At 70.6% G+C, this 13,902-nt stretch carries 10 protein-coding genes and 1 pseudogene; 9 read left to right on the top strand and 2 right to left on the bottom strand.

The annotated features are described in order from the left end of the window. Positions 1-4: 4 nt before the first annotated feature. From ACFJIT_RS09215 to ACFJIT_RS09205, 3 genes are all read left to right on the top strand, one after another. The gene (locus tag ACFJIT_RS09215) at positions 5-931 is read left to right on the top strand and encodes a LysR family transcriptional regulator (protein WP_379655661.1); all 927 of its coding nucleotides are present in this window, start codon (positions 5-7) and stop codon (positions 929-931) included. 117 nt (positions 932-1,048) lie between these two features. After that, positions 1,049-1,438 carry an OsmC family protein gene (locus ACFJIT_RS09210; RefSeq protein WP_379655660.1) on the top strand — a complete coding sequence of 130 codons (390 nt, stop codon included), beginning with the start codon at positions 1,049-1,051 and terminating at the stop codon, positions 1,436-1,438. A 155-nt stretch (positions 1,439-1,593) separates the two neighbouring features. Beyond that, positions 1,594-2,430 carry an aldo/keto reductase gene (locus ACFJIT_RS09205; RefSeq protein WP_379655659.1) on the top strand — a complete coding sequence of 279 codons (837 nt, stop codon included), beginning with the start codon at positions 1,594-1,596 and terminating at the stop codon, positions 2,428-2,430. A 72-nt stretch (positions 2,431-2,502) separates the two neighbouring features. On the opposite strand, the gene ACFJIT_RS09200 is transcribed toward ACFJIT_RS09205, so the two are convergent. Then, positions 2,503-3,516, bottom strand: coding sequence for a transporter (locus ACFJIT_RS09200; protein WP_379655658.1), 1,014 nt, complete (start codon positions 3,514-3,516; stop codon positions 2,503-2,505). A 206-nt stretch (positions 3,517-3,722) separates the two neighbouring features. Beyond that, positions 3,723-6,014 carry a glycoside hydrolase family 3 N-terminal domain-containing protein gene (locus tag ACFJIT_RS09195; protein WP_379655657.1) on the bottom strand — a complete coding sequence of 764 codons (2,292 nt, stop codon included), beginning with the start codon at positions 6,012-6,014 and terminating at the stop codon, positions 3,723-3,725. A gap of 174 nt (positions 6,015-6,188) precedes the next feature. Here ACFJIT_RS09195 and ACFJIT_RS09190 point away from each other — a divergent pair, with 174 nt between their 5' ends. The 6 genes and pseudogenes from ACFJIT_RS09190 (at position 6,189) to alaS (ending at position 13,870) form a co-directional block, all read left to right on the top strand. After that, positions 6,189-6,680, top strand: coding sequence for a CinA family protein (locus ACFJIT_RS09190; protein WP_130518983.1), 492 nt, complete (start codon positions 6,189-6,191; stop codon positions 6,678-6,680). Between the two features lie 17 nt (positions 6,681-6,697). Next, positions 6,698-8,365, top strand: a complete 1,668-nt coding sequence (locus ACFJIT_RS09185) for an AarF/ABC1/UbiB kinase family protein (protein ID WP_130519312.1) — start codon at positions 6,698-6,700, stop codon at positions 8,363-8,365. 202 nt (positions 8,366-8,567) lie between these two features. Then, positions 8,568-9,213: pseudogene (lexA, locus tag ACFJIT_RS09180) on the top strand (transcriptional repressor LexA). A gap of 173 nt (positions 9,214-9,386) precedes the next feature. After that, a complete protein-coding gene (gene recA, locus ACFJIT_RS09175; RefSeq protein ID WP_130518973.1) occupies positions 9,387-10,421 on the top strand; it encodes a recombinase RecA in 1,035 nt (344 codons plus the stop codon). A 197-nt stretch (positions 10,422-10,618) separates the two neighbouring features. Further along, a complete protein-coding gene (gene recX / locus ACFJIT_RS09170) occupies positions 10,619-11,107 on the top strand; it encodes a recombination regulator RecX (protein ID WP_379655744.1) in 489 nt (162 codons plus the stop codon). Positions 11,108-11,221: 114 nt separating this feature from the next. After that, positions 11,222-13,870: an alanine--tRNA ligase gene (alaS, locus tag ACFJIT_RS09165; protein WP_379655656.1), complete on the top strand. Its 2,649-nt coding sequence runs from the start codon at positions 11,222-11,224 to the stop codon at positions 13,868-13,870. Positions 13,871-13,902: the final 32 nt, after the last annotated feature.

Genomic DNA, 13,902 nt, shown 5'->3' with positions numbered 1-13,902 from the left:
TCGTATGGCCGAAAAGATCGGATGGGAGCACTACCGCAGCCTGCTGTCGGTCCTGACGGAAGGTTCGCTGTCCGGCGCCGCGCGTGCCCTGGGCATCACCCAGCCGACCGTCGGCCGGCACATCACCGCCCTGGAAACCGCCTTCGGGCAGACCCTGTTCACCCGCACGCAGGCCGGCCTGGTGCCGACCGATGCCGCCGTCGCGCTGCGGGGGCATGCCGAGGCCATGCGCAACACCGCCGCCGCCCTGGAACGTGAAGCGCTCAGTCAGGGCGAGGGCATCCGCGGCACGGTGCGCATCTCGGCCAGCGAGGTCATCGGCATCGAGGTGCTGCCGCACGCGCTGGCGCGCCTGCGCAACGAGCACTCGCTGCTGAAGATCGAACTGGTGCCCACCAACCGCGTGCAGGACCTGCTGCAGCGCGAGGCCGATATCGCCATCCGCATGACCCCGCCCCGGCAGCAGGCCCTGGTCGCGCGCCGGGTCGGCAGCATCGAACTGGGGCTGTTCGCCCACGCCGACTATCTCGAACGGCACGGGACGCCGGCCACGCTCGCCGGACTGAAGCAGCACGCCCTGATCGGCTTCGATCGCGAAACGCCGTTCCTGCGTGCCGCCACGGCGCGCTTCCCGTTCCTGGGCCGCGACGCCTTCGCGCTGTGCAGCGACAGCGATGTGGCGCAGCTGGCCATGATCCGCGCCGGCTGCGGCATCGGCGCCTGCCAGGCGGCGCTGGCCGCGCGCGATGCCAAACTGGTCCGCGTGCTGCCCGACGCGTTCTCGTTTCCGCTCGAGGCCTGGGTCACGATGCACGGCGACCTGCGCGGCAGCCGGCGCTGCAAGGCGGTGTTCGACGCCCTGGTGGCCTGCATGGAGGCGCATGTCGCGCTGTCGCGTCCGCTTTCCGCTTCCGGCGGTGCCGGGCGATGAGCGGCGGGGATCAACGAGTGCGCACCGCAGCCAGCACGACCCACATCGGCTCGCCCGTTCCGTTTGGCGGCGAGCTGGCACAGCCTCCCACCAGGCGATGAACCACAGGAGCCCCGCATGTCCCACGTCCGCATCCAGTCCACCGGCACCGACTACGCCCACCGCATTTCCACTGCGCACCACACGCTGATTGCCGACGAGCCGGCCGCGCTGGGCGGGCAGGATCAGGGCATGGCGCCGTTCGACCTGTATCTGGCTTCGCTGGCCGCCTGCACCGCCATCACGCTGCGCATGTACGCGCAGAAGAAGGGCTGGGACCTGGGCGAATTCAGCGCCGAGCTGTCCTCCGAGCGTGACGCCGACGGCAAGCTGCACGTGCATCGCAAGCTGCACGCCTCGGCCGAGCTGAGCGATGCGCAGTGGGAACGTCTGCTCGACGTGGTCGCGCGCACGCCGGTCACCCTGGTGATGCGCGAGGGCGCCACCATCACCAGCGAGCGCGCTTGAGATTTACGACCTGTCTGCCCTCGTGATGCTGCAGGGCGAGGGATGCATGTTCGCTGCTACACACATTGTCCGCGTGCCGCTCACGCCTCGCTGAGCGCTCGAGCGTTACGTTCGTCCGCACGGCAAGTCTCGTCGTGCAGCGCAGGTGTATCGCCATGTCTCCCATTCCGACCACCCGACTCGGCGGCCAGGACGTCCCGGTTCTCGGCCAAGGCACCTGGAACATGGGCGACGATCCGGCGCGGCGCAAGGCGGAGATCGAAGCCCTGCAGCGCGGCATCGACCTCGGCCTGCGCCTGATCGATACGGCCGAGATGTACGGCGAGGGCGCGTCCGAGCGCCTGGTCGGCGAGGCGATCCAGGGCCGGCGTGACGACGTGCTCGTGGTCAGCAAGGCCTACCCACAGAACGCCTCGCGCAGCCGTCTGCCGCAGGCGTGCGAACGCAGCCTGCGCCACCTGAGCACCGATCATATCGATCTGTACCTGCTGCACTGGCGAGGCGCGGTGCCGCTGGCCGAGACCGTCGAGGCGATGCAGGCGCTGCGCCAGGCGGGCAAGATCCGCCACTGGGGCGTGAGCAACCTCGACGTGGACGACATGGAGGAACTCATCGACGCCGGCGGCACGCACTGCGCGACCGACCAGATTCTCTACAACCTCACCCGGCGCGGGCCCGAATACGACCTGCTGCCGTGGCTGGAAGAACGTCAGATCGCGGCGATGGCCTACAGCCCGGTGGAGCAGGGCCGGCTCAAGGGCCACGCGGCGCTGCAGAAGATCGCCCGGCGCCACAACGCTAGCGATCTCCAGGTCGCGCTGGCCTGGGTGTTGCGCCGGCAGGGCGTCATCGCCATCCCCAAGGCCGCCAGCCGCGCGCATGTGGAGGACAACGCCGGCGCACTGTCGCTCACGCTGACCGAGGAGGACCTGGCCGATCTGGACCGCGCCTTCCCGCCGCCGCGTGCCAAGCGCGCGCTCGAGATGCTCTGAGGCGGAAGGCCGGCCTGCCGCGCACTTCGGGTTTTTCGTCGAAGCCTGTCGCTGCCCAATCCCGGCGAACGCCTAATCCGCGCGCCGACCGAAGGCCAGCCACGCCAGCACCGCGGTCAGCAGCACCAGGCAGGTGACCACCACGGCGAAGCCGTGCGCCGAGGTGGCCAGCGGCATGCCGCCGACGTTCATGCCGAACAGGCCGGCGATCAGGTTGACCGGCAGCGCCAGCACCGTGACCACGGTCAGGATGAACAGCGTGCGGCTGCTCTGCTCGTTGACCAGTGCGGCCAGCTCTTCCTGGATCAGCTTGACCCGTTCGACCAGCGAGGCCGAATCGCCCACGGCGGTGGAGAACTCCTCGGCGGCCTGCTGCAGATCGATCACGTCCTCGCGGCTGATCCAGGCCGGCGGCCGGTTCAACAGCCGGAACAGCGCGGTGGGCTCGGGCGCCAGCAGGCGCTGCAGCCGCACCAGCGAGCGGCGCAGCGCGCCCAGCTCCTTGCGGTCGGTGGCCACGCGGTTGTCCAGCAGCCGGTCCTCGATCTGGTCCACGCGCGCGGTCGACTTGCGCACGATGTCGCCCAGCACGCTGGCCTGGTCGCGCAGCAGATGCGCCAGCAGGTCCACCGGCGAGCGGAAGTCCTGGCCGTTGCGCACCGCCGTGCGCAGCTGCTCGACCGAACGCAGCGGCCGCAGCCGCGCGCTGACCACCAGCCGCGGCGCGATGCTCAGCGTGGTGGTGCCGACCTCGGATGCGTCGAAAGTGGAGTCGAACAGCACGTCGTGGATCACCGCCACCAGCGCGCCCTCGTCCAGCTCCAGCCGGGTCGAGCCCACGCCGCTGCCGAGCGAGTCGTGGAAGGCCTCCGGCAGGGTCAGGCGGTTGGCCAGGAAGCGCCGCGAGGCCTGGTTGGCCAGCGAGAAGTGCAGCCACAGGAACTCGCCGCGCGCGCGGGCCTGCGGATCGGCCAGGAAGGCATCGACGGCCTCGCTGCCGAACGCCTCGGCCGGCTGGCCGGGCACGAACCGGTAGCCCCAGATCAAGCCGTCTTCGTTGGAACCGTAGTACTCGAGTTGAGGCATGCGCGCGGGCGAGGGGAGCAGAAGGCGCAAGCGTAGCCTAGCCACCCGCCCCGCATGCGACACCGCCGACAAGCGCCGCCGCCTGTAGAGCGGAGCTCGCTCCGCTGGCGCTCTCCCACGATCTGGCCGAAGGGCAGCGGAGCAAGCTCCGCTCTACAGGGCGGCCGCGACGTGGTGTGAAGAGACCGCGGCCCCCAATGCGAGGATCAGCCCAGCAGTTCGAAGGTCGCGTGCAGCCCGTCCACCTCGGCCGACGGCGCCACCCAGACATCGAAGAGGCCCGGCTCGACCGTGGGCTTGAGGTCCTGGCCGATGAACAGCAGGTCGGCGCGACGCAGGGTGAACTCGACCTGCGCGCTGGCGCCGGGTTCCAGGCGGATCTTGCGGAAGTCCTTCAGCTCCTGCACCGGCCGGGTGATGCTGGCCACGCGGTCGTGCACGTACAGCTGCACCACTTCCTCGGCCGCGCGGCTGCCGCGGTTGCTGATCGTGGCGCGCACCGTCAGCGCACCATCGGCGGGCAGCCGGCCATCGCCGATGTCCAGCCCGCCGTACTCGATCCGCCCGTAGGTCAGCCCATGGCCGAACGGGAACAGCGCCGAGTTGGGCGCGGTCATGTAGCGCGTCTTGAACGGGCTGAGCTTCTCCGGCTCCGGGTCGGGCCGGCCGGTGCTCTTGTGGTCGTAGTAGTACGGCACCTGGCCGGACTCGCGCGGGAAGCTGACCGGCAGGCGCGCCGACGGCCCGTGCGCGCCGAACAGCACATCGCACAGCCCCAGGCCCGAACGCGAGCCCAGGTACCAGCCCACCAGCACCGCCTGCGCCTTGGGCGCCAGCTTGCCCAGCGCCAGCGCGCGGCCGTTGCCCAGCACCACCACCACCGGCTTGCCGGTGGCCGCGACCGCGTCGAGCAGGTCCTGCTGCACCTGCGGCACGGTGATCGAGGTGCGCGAACGCGCCTCGCCCGAGTCGTCGCGCGACTCGCCGATGGCCATCACCACCACGTCGGCCGCGCGCGCGGCGGCCACCGCCTCCTGCACGCCGCCGGCCAGCGGCTTCTGGTAGCCGCAGCCGGCCACCACCTGCAGCAGGGAAGGATCGGCCAGCGTCTGCTTCATGCCGGTGGCCAGGTCGCTGCCCGTATCGTCGCCCTCGAACAGCGTCCACGGGCCCTTGGTGCTGTCCCAGTCCTGCGCCAGCGGGCCGATCAGGGCGATGCGCTGGCCGCTGGTGCGCAGCGGCAGCACATCGTCCTCGTTCTTCAGCAGCACCACCGACTTGCGCGCGGCCTCGCGCGCCAGCTCCAGCGTCTCGGGCAGGCGCTGGCGCGAGGGCGCCGATGGCCTGATCCGGCGAAACGGATCGTCGAACAGACCCAGCTGCGCCTTGAGCTGCAGCACGCGCCGCACCGAGCGGTCGACCACCGCCATCGGTACTTCGCCGCTTTCCACCAGCGAGGGCAGGTGCTTGAGGTAGAGCGCGCTCTGCATGCTCATGTCCACGCCGGCCAGGATCGCCAGCCGCGCCGCATCGCGCCCGTCGCGGGCGAAGCCATGGGCGATCAGTTCCTCATCGCCGGTGTAGTCGGAGACGACCACGCCGGTGAAGTCCCATTCGCCGCGCAGCACATCGTCCAGCAGCCAGTGGTTGGCCGTGGCCGGGATGCCGGAGATCTCGTTGAACGAGGCCATCGTGGTCATCGCCCCGGCGTCGAAGCCGGCCTGGAACGGCGGGAAATAGGTCTGCCGCAGCACGCGTTCGGACACGTCGGTGGTGTTGTAGTCCAGGCCGCCCTCGGCCGCGCCGTAGGCGCAGAAATGCTTGGGGCAGGCGACCACGGCCTCGGGGTCGGCCAGGCCGCGCTCGCCCTGGAAGCCGTGCACGCGCGCGGCCGCCATGCGCCGGCCCAGCAGCACGTCCTCGCCGCTGCCTTCCACGCCGCGGCCCCAGCGCGCGTCGCGGGCGATGTCCACCATCGGCGCGAAGGTCCAGTCGATGCCGACCGCCGATGCTTCCATCGCCGCCGCGCGCGCGGTGCGCCGGGCCAGCTCAGGCTCGAAGCTGGCCGCCTCGCCCAGCGGCACCGGGAACACCGTGGTGAAGCCATGGATGACATCGGCGGCGAACAGCATGGGGATCTTCAGCCGGCTCTGCATGGCGGCCTTCTGCAGGCGCTCGTGCCAGAGCACGTTGGAGCTGTTGAATACGCCGGTCAGCTGGCCGGCCTTGACCGCGGCCACCTGCGCCGACACCGCCGAGGTGTTGCTGATCGGGTTGGCCGCGGCGGCCGCGCCGTTCTGGCTGGCCGAGGCCATCAGGGTCAGCTGGCCGGCCTTCTCGACTAGGCTCATGCGGCCGATCAGGTCGTCGATGAAGGCCGGTGTCTTCGCGCCGTCGCGCGCGCGGCCCAGCGCAAGGCCCATCGGCAGCTGCGAGAGCAGGGTGGCCGCGCCTGCGGCGGTAAGCAGCTGTCGCCGCGTGATTCGGTGTTGGGTCATGCCGCTCCCTCCAGGGCTTAAGCGTGTTCGGGCCACTTCGGGTGGCGGGGTCAGGTGGTGAAATGTAATCGTTTACACGGAAAACGCACGCGGCATCGCACGATGCCGCGCCCGATCGGGCCGGGTCCGACGATCTGGGATACTGGAACGGACCCGCCTGACCCTGGACGCCTCATGCCGCCTTCCGATGCCGAACTGACCCAACTGGCCACCGCGGTCGGCCAGCGCCTGCACGAGCAGCGCGACCGCCTGGTCACCGCCGAGAGCTGCACCGGCGGCTGGATCGCCAAGGCCATGACCGACATCGCCGGCTCCTCGGCCTGGTTCGACTGCGGCATGGCCGCCTACAGCTACGAGGCCAAGCAGGCGATGCTGGGCGTGCGCCCGCAGACCCTGGAGACCTTCGGCGCGGTCAGCCGCGAGACGGTGATCGAGATGGTCTCAGGCGCGCTGGTCAATTCCGGCGCCAGCGTGGCCGTGGCGGTGACCGGCATCGCCGGCCCCGGCGGCGGCAGCGAGGACAAGCCGGTGGGCACGGTGTGGATCGGCTGGAAGCGGCGCGGCGGCTACGCCCGCGCCCAGGTGTTCCACTTCGACGGCGACCGCGACGCGGTGCGCCGCCAGACCGTGGCCGCGGCGTTGAGCGGGCTGGGTCAGGCGCTGTGAACAAGCCCCACGGTGCGCTGTGGGAGACCCTGTCCACCGTGCGCGACCTGGGGCGCATCCAGGAGATCGCCACGGTGCTGGTGCGCTACGGCTTCGGCGACGTGGCCCGGCGCATCGGCATGACCGGCGCGCTGGAGAAGGCCGGCCGCCTGCTGCGCCTGGAGCACGCCGAGGAGTACCTGACCATGTCCACGCCCGAGCGCCTGCGCCGGGCGCTGCAGGAGCTTGGGCCGACCTTCATCAAGCTGGGCCAGATCCTGGCCACGCGCGTGGACCTGCTGGGGCCGGAGTTCCTGCGCGAGCTGGGCCAGCTACAGAACAACGTGCCGGCGCTGGACTTCGAACTGATCCGCGCGCAGGTGCGCGAGGACCTGGGCGCCGAGCCCGAGGCGGTGTTCGCCCGCATCGACACCACCGCGCTGGCCGCCGCCTCGCTGGCCCAGACCCACCGCGCCTGGCTCGCCGATGGCACCGCGGTGATCCTCAAGATCCGCCGGCCCGGCATCCGCGAGACGATCGAGGCCGACCTGCGCCTGCTGGCGCGGCTGGCCGAGATCGTCCAGGCGCGCGCGCCCGAGCTGCGCCGCTACCGCCCGCGCGAGATGGTGCGGCAGTTCACCGCCTCGCTGCGCAACGAGCTGGACTTCGCCGCCGAATGCCATAACGCCGAGCGCATCGCGGCCAACTTCGCCGGCCACCCGGAGATGGTCGTGCCCAAGGTCTACTGGGCCTGGACCAGCGAACGCCTGAACGTGCAGGCCTTCGTCGAGGGCATCCCCGGCGCGGACATCGCCGGGGTGGAGGCCGCCGGCCTGGACCGGCGCGGCCTGGCCCAGGCCGGGGCGGACATCGTGATGAAGATGGTGCTGGAGGACGGCCTGTTCCACGCCGACCCGCACCCGGGCAACCTGTTCTACCTGCCGGACGGGCGCATCGCGGTGATCGACTTCGGCATGGTCGGTCACGTCAGCGCCCCGCGCCGGGCGCAGATCGCGCGGCTGCTCTACGGCATGGTGGCCCAGCAGCCGCAGGACGTGGCCGACATTCTGATCGACTGGGCCGGCGATGCGGAGGTGGACGAGGAACGCCTGCAGGCCGACATCGACGAGATGATCGACCAGTACCGCGGCCTGCCGCTCAAGGACCTGCGCATGGGCCGGATGCTGCTGGGCATCTCGGCGCTGCTGCGCGAACACGGCCTGGTGCTGCCGGGCGACCTGGCGCTGATGGTCAAGGCCTTCCTGACCCTGGAGGGCCTGGGCCGCCTGCTGGACCCCGAATTCGACATGGCCGGCCAGGCGCGGCCGTTCCTGGAGCGGGCGATGCTGCGGCGCTATGCGCCGCGCCGGCTCGCCCGCCGCGGCCAGCGCGCCCTGGCCGGATCGCTGGACCTGCTCGAGGACCTGCCGCGCGAGCTGCGCCGGCTGCTGCGCCGCTACGGCCGCGGCAACATCCAGCTGGAGGTCACCAGCCTGCGCCCGTTCGGCAACCAGTTCGCGCATGCGGTCAACCGGCTGACCATGGGCATCATCACAGCCGCGCTGATCGTGGGCTCCTCGATCGTGATCGACAGCGGTGGCGTGCCCAGCCGCTTCCGCACCGCCCTGGGACTGGCCGGCTTCATCGGCGCCGGCCTGTGCGGCGTGGTGCTGCTGGTGTGGACGGTGCGCAGCGGGCGGCGCTGAAAGCGCGCCGAATCAAGCGCTGCACGAGGCAGGCCGAGTTCGACAAGGCGCGGGTGCTGGCGTGGCCTGGTTTGAGCGGGGCAGTAGCGATGGCGCAGGGGCCCACTGTCGGGTATGCGCCTGGCTCGTCTGCGCCACGCCGCCATCATCGGAGCGACCGCGCGCTTGCAAGGGTGATTTGTTAGTAGTATTACTACTAACCATGGAGCTCACCGACACCCAGCAGACCATCCTGGCCCTGATCGCCGAGCGGCTCGAGGCCGACGGCATGCCGCCCTCGCAGACCGAGATCGCCCGCGCGCTGGGCTTCAAGGGCGTGCGCGCCGCGCAATACCACCTGGAGGCCCTGGAGGCCGCCGGCGCCATCGAGCGCATCCCCGGCCGGGCGCGCGGCATCCGCCTGCTGCATGCGCCGCAGCCGGCCCAGGCCGCGATGCAGTTCGCGTCGGCCAACGACGATGCCTCCGCGCTGCGCCTGCCGGTGCTGGGCCGGGTCGCGGCCGGCGCGCCGATCGGCGCCGACGCCGACCACCACGACTACGTGGTGCTGGACCGGGTGTTCTTCTCGCCCTCGCCGGACTACCTGCTCAAGGTCAAGGGCGATTCGATGCGCGATGAGGGCATCTTCGACGGCGACCTGATCGGCGTGCACCGCACCGGCGAGGCGCGCAGCGGCCAGATCGTGGTGGCGCGCATCGATGAGGAGATCACCGTCAAGCTGCTGAAGATCGGCCGCGACTCGATCCGCCTGCTGCCGCGCAACCCGGACTACTCGCCCATCGACGTGCGCCCGGACGGACTTCGCCATCGAAGGCCTGTACTGCGGCCTGGTGCGGCCGAACCGGTGATGTCCCACGTTTCCATCCGGACTTTTCCGACCCGCGACGGCGGCATCGCCCGCTGCCGCCGTTCGGGCGCACGGCGCACCGTTGCAGCACGGCTCGCCGATGTCTCAATCCGTGCGATCCACCTGCTCTAGATTGCTCCCATCACCTCACCACACCTTCCAAGGACACTGACAATGGACGAGAACAAGAAGCGCGCCCTGGCCGCGGCCCTGACCCAGATCGAGCGCCAGTTCGGCAAGGGCTCGGTGATGCGCATGGGCGACCGCGTCATCGAGGCCACCGAGGTGATCCCGACCGGGTCGCTGATGCTGGACATCGCGCTGGGTATCGGCGGCCTGCCCAAGGGCCGCGTGGTCGAGATCTACGGGCCCGAGTCCTCCGGCAAGACCACCCTGACCCTGCAGGCCATCGCCGAGTGCCAGAAGCAGGGCGGCACGGCCGCCTTCATCGACGCCGAGCACGCGCTGGACCCGATCTATGCCGGCAAGCTGGGCGTCAACGTCGACGACCTGCTGCTGTCCCAGCCCGACACCGGCGAGCAGGCGCTGGAAATCGCCGACATGCTGGTGCGCTCGAATTCGGTGGACATCGTGGTCATCGACTCGGTCGCCGCCCTGACGCCCAAGGCCGAAATCGAAGGCGAGATGGGCGACCAGCTGCCGGGCCTGCAGGCCCGCCTGATGAGCCAGGCCCTGCGCAAGCTGACCGGCAACATCAAGCGCTCCAACACCCTGGTGATCTTCATCAACCAGCTGCGCATGAAGATCGGCGTGATGATGCCCGGCCAGAGCCCGGAAACCACCACCGGCGGCAACGCCCTGAAGTTCTACGCCTCGGTGCGCCTGGACATCCGCCGCATCGGCGCGATCAAGAAGGGCGACGAGATCATCGGCAACCAGACCCGCATCAAGGTCGTCAAGAACAAGATGGCTCCGCCGTTCAAGCAGGTCGTCACCGAGATCCTGTACGGCGAGGGCATCAGCCGCGAGGGCGAGCTGATCGACATGGGCGTGGAGGCCAAGATCGTGGACAAGGCCGGCGCCTGGTACAGCTACGGCTCCGAGCGCATCGGCCAGGGCAAGGACAACTCGCGTACCTACCTGCGCGAGAACCCCGAGGTGGCCGCCAAGCTGGAAGCCGAGCTGCGCGAGAAGTTCCAGCCGGCCGAGGTGGCCGGTCGTGAAAACGACGAAGGCGATGACGCCTGATTGCATCCGTTCCGCGCAGGTCGGCGCTGCTGTCAGTGGCGGCGCCGGCCTGCGCGGGGCGACCTTCCAAGATGGAGCACGACGGCGGCGCCCTCGCGGGCGGCGCCGTTCTGCGTTCGGGTTGGGACGGATCGGCCCCGACGCCGGCGTCCGGATGTCCGGCCATGGATGAGCACGACACGCCCGATTTGTCCGACGTGGCCGCGGCGGAGCAGGGCACCAGGCCGCGCCGCCGGCGGCCCGAGCCCACGCCGGTCCAGCGCGCCCTGTCGCTGCTGGTCCGCCGCGAGCATTCGCGCAAGGAGCTGACCCGCAAGCTGACCGCGCGCGGTGTCCAGGCCGAGGAGGCCAGGGCTGCCGTCGAGCGCCTGGCGGGGGAGGGCTGGCAGGACGACGCCCGGTTCGCCGAGTCCCTGGTCCGCAGCCGGGTGGCCGCCGGCTACGGCCCACGCTACATCCAGGTCGAGCTGGAAACCCACGGCCTGGACGCGGCCCAGGTGGACAGGGCCCTGGCCAGTTTCGAGGGCGACTGGCGCGAGCTGGCCCGCGACCTGGTTGCCCGGCGCTTTGGCCCCGAGCGGCTGGAAGACCTGGCCGCCCAGCGCAAGGCGGCCGACCTGCTGCTGCGGCGCGGCTTCGACGGCGAGGCGGTGCGTGCGGTCCTGCGCGGGCTGCCGGAGGACTGAGCCGCCCGGCTTTGTTACCCTTTGCGGTTCAAGGTTGTCTCAGGGCAGGTCGCATCCATCTAGAGGGGATCCGCGGCCTGTTTTGCCAGCCGCTCGCCCATTGCCCGCGCCCACATGACCGCCCCCACCTTCAGCAGCAGCCAGGTCCGTCAGGACTTCCTCGATTTCTTCCGCGCCAAGGGCCACACCATCGTGCCTTCGGCCCCGCTGGTGCCGGGCAACGACCCGACCCTGCTGTTCACTAATTCGGGCATGGTCCAGTTCAAGGACGTGTTCCTCGGCGCGGAGAAGCGCAGCTACGTGCGCGCGGCCGATGTCCAGCGCTGCCTGCGCGCCGGCGGCAAGCACAACGACCTGGATTCGGTGGGCTATACCGCGCGCCACCACACCTTCTTCGAAATGCTGGGCAACTGGTCCTTCGGCGACTACTTCAAGAAGGAGGCCATCGCCTGGGCCTGGGAGCTGCTGACCCAGGTCTGGAAGCTGCCGGCCGAGCGCCTGCTGGTCACCGTCTACCACACCGACGATGAGGCCTACGGCCTGTGGCACGACGTGATCGGCGTGCCCGCCGAGCGCATCGTCCGTATCGGCGACAACAAGGGCGCGCCCTACGCCTCGGACAACTTCTGGCAGATGGCCGACACCGGCCCGTGCGGGCCGTGTACCGAGATCTTCTACGACCACGGCGCGCACATCGCCGGCGGCCCCCCGGGTTCGCCGGACGAGGACGGCGATCGCTTCATCGAGATCTGGAACCTGGTGTTCATGCAGTTCGACCGCCAGCCCGACGGCACCCTGGTGCCGCTGCCGGCGCCGTGCGTGGACACCGGCATGGGCCTGGAGCGGCTGGTGGCCGTGCTGCAGCACGTGCACAGCAACTACGAGATCGACCTGTTCCAGACTCTGATCCGCAAGGCCGCCGAGCTCACCGGCACGGCCGACCTGGAGAACAAGTCGCTGCGCGTGATCGCCGATCACATCCGCGCCTGTTCGTTCCTGATCGTGGACGGCGTGCTGCCGTCCAACGAAGGCCGCGGCTACGTGCTGCGCCGGATCATCCGCCGCGCCCTGCGCCATGGCTGGATGCTGGGCGTGCGCCAGCCGTTCTTCAGCCAGCTGGTGCCGACCCTGGTGGCGCTGATGGGCGAGGCTTACCCGGAGTTGGCGCAGAAGCAGGACTTTGTCGAGCGCGCGCTGCGCGCCGAGGAAGAGCGCTTCGCCGAGACCCTCGACGCCGGCATGCGCATCTTCGAGGACGTGGCCGCGCGCGCGCAGAGCAGCATTCCCGGCGCCGACGCGTTCCGCCTGTACGACACCTACGGCTTCCCGGTCGACCTGACCGCCGACATCGCCCGCGAGCGCGGCATGGACGTGGACATGGCCGGCTTCGAGGCGGCCATGGAGCAGCAGCGCCAGACCGCGCGCGCGGCCGGCAAGTTCTCCGGCGGCACCGCGCTGCCGGCCGAGCTGGTCGCACAGCTCACGCCGACCGAGTTCCTGGGTTATGACCAGCTGCAGGCCGATGGCCTCAAGATCGTCGCCCTCCTGCACGACGGCCGCCCGGTGCAGCGCCTGGAGGCCGGCCAGTCCGGTCTGGTGCTGCTGGATCGCACCCCGTTCTACGCCGAGTCCGGCGGCCAGGTCGGCGACACCGGCCGGCTGCAGGGCGCCGGCGGCGCGTTCGCGGTCAACGACACGCTCAAGCTGGCCGGCCAGTTCCACGGTCACCTGGGCCAGGTCGAGCACGGCGCGCTGGCGGTCGGCGATGTCGTCGCCGGCGAGATCGACGCCCAGCGCCGCGGCGCGACCATCCTCAACCATTCGGCCACCCACCTGCTGCACGCCGCGCTGCGCTCGCTGCTGGGCACCCACGTGCAGCAGAAGGGCTCGCTGGTGGCGCCGGACCGGCTGCGCTTCGACTTCTCCCACTTCCAGCCGGTGAGCCCGGCGGAGCTGGCCGAGATCGAGCGCCGGGTCAACGCCGAGGTCCGCGCCAACCACCAGGCCGAGATCCACAACATGGGCATGCAGGAGGCCCTGGACTTCGGTGCGATGGCGCTGTTCGGCGAGAAGTACGGCGAGCGCGTGCGCGTGCTGCGCATGGGCGATACCTCGACTGAACTGTGCGGCGGCACCCACGTGCAGCGCACCGGCGACATCGGCTTGTTCAAGATCGTCAGCGAAAGCGGCGTGTCCGCCGGCGTGCGCCGCATCGAAGCGGTGACCGGGCAGGGCGCGCTGGACTATGTCGATGGCGAAGAGCGTCGCCTAAGCGAGGCCGCCGGCCTGCTCGGCGGCAGCGCGGCCGAGGTGGTCGAGCGCATCCGCCAGCTCACCGAGCGCCAGCGCAAGCTGGAGCGCGAGCTGGAAAGCCTCAAGGCCAAGGCCGCTTCCGGCGCCACCGCCGACTTGGCCGGCCAGGCGGTCGAGGTGGACGGCATCAAGGTCCTGGCGGCGCGCCTGGAAGGCTTCGACGCCAAGGCCCTGCGCGACGCGGTGGACCGCCTCAAGCAGCAGCTGGGCGACACTGTGATCCTGCTGGCCGGCACCGAGGGCGGCAAGGCGGCCCTGGTGGCCGGCGTGAACGGTGCCGCAATGGGTCGGGTCAAGGCGGGGGAACTGCTGGGTCACGTCGCCGGTCTGATTGGCGGCAAGGGCGGAGGTCGCCCGGACCTGGCCCAGGGTGGTGGCGAGGACGGGCCCGCCCTTGCTTCTGCGTTGGCTGGGGTCACTTCTTGGGTGGCGCAGCGCCTGGCGGCATAAGCCCGACGCCTTTTCCCTTGCGGCTGGAGGTG

The sequence above is a fragment of the Pseudoxanthomonas sp. UC19_8 genome (assembly GCF_042700505.1).
In the GTDB taxonomy this organism is placed as follows: domain Bacteria; phylum Pseudomonadota; class Gammaproteobacteria; order Xanthomonadales; family Xanthomonadaceae; genus Pseudoxanthomonas_A; species Pseudoxanthomonas_A winnipegensis.
This window is presented reverse-complemented; position numbering and strand designations above follow the sequence as displayed.

Bases quoted from the DNA above. Each gene is read 5' to 3' on its own strand.
- alaS (WP_379655656.1), top strand. From the start codon at position 11,222: ATGACCGCCCCCACCTTCAGCAGCAGCCAGGTCCGTCAGGACTTCCTC.
- ACFJIT_RS09215 (WP_379655661.1), top strand. From the start codon at position 5: ATGGCCGAAAAGATCGGATGGGAGCACTACCGCAGCCTGCTGTCGGTC.
- ACFJIT_RS09195 (WP_379655657.1), bottom strand. From the start codon at position 6,014: ATGACCCAACACCGAATCACGCGGCGACAGCTGCTTACCGCCGCAGGC.
- recA (WP_130518973.1), top strand. From the start codon at position 9,387: ATGGACGAGAACAAGAAGCGCGCCCTGGCCGCGGCCCTGACCCAGATC.
- ACFJIT_RS09190 (WP_130518983.1), top strand. From the start codon at position 6,189: ATGCCGCCTTCCGATGCCGAACTGACCCAACTGGCCACCGCGGTCGGC.
- ACFJIT_RS09200 (WP_379655658.1), bottom strand. From the start codon at position 3,516: ATGCCTCAACTCGAGTACTACGGTTCCAACGAAGACGGCTTGATCTGG.
- ACFJIT_RS09205 (WP_379655659.1), top strand. From the start codon at position 1,594: ATGTCTCCCATTCCGACCACCCGACTCGGCGGCCAGGACGTCCCGGTT.
- ACFJIT_RS09210 (WP_379655660.1), top strand. From the start codon at position 1,049: ATGTCCCACGTCCGCATCCAGTCCACCGGCACCGACTACGCCCACCGC.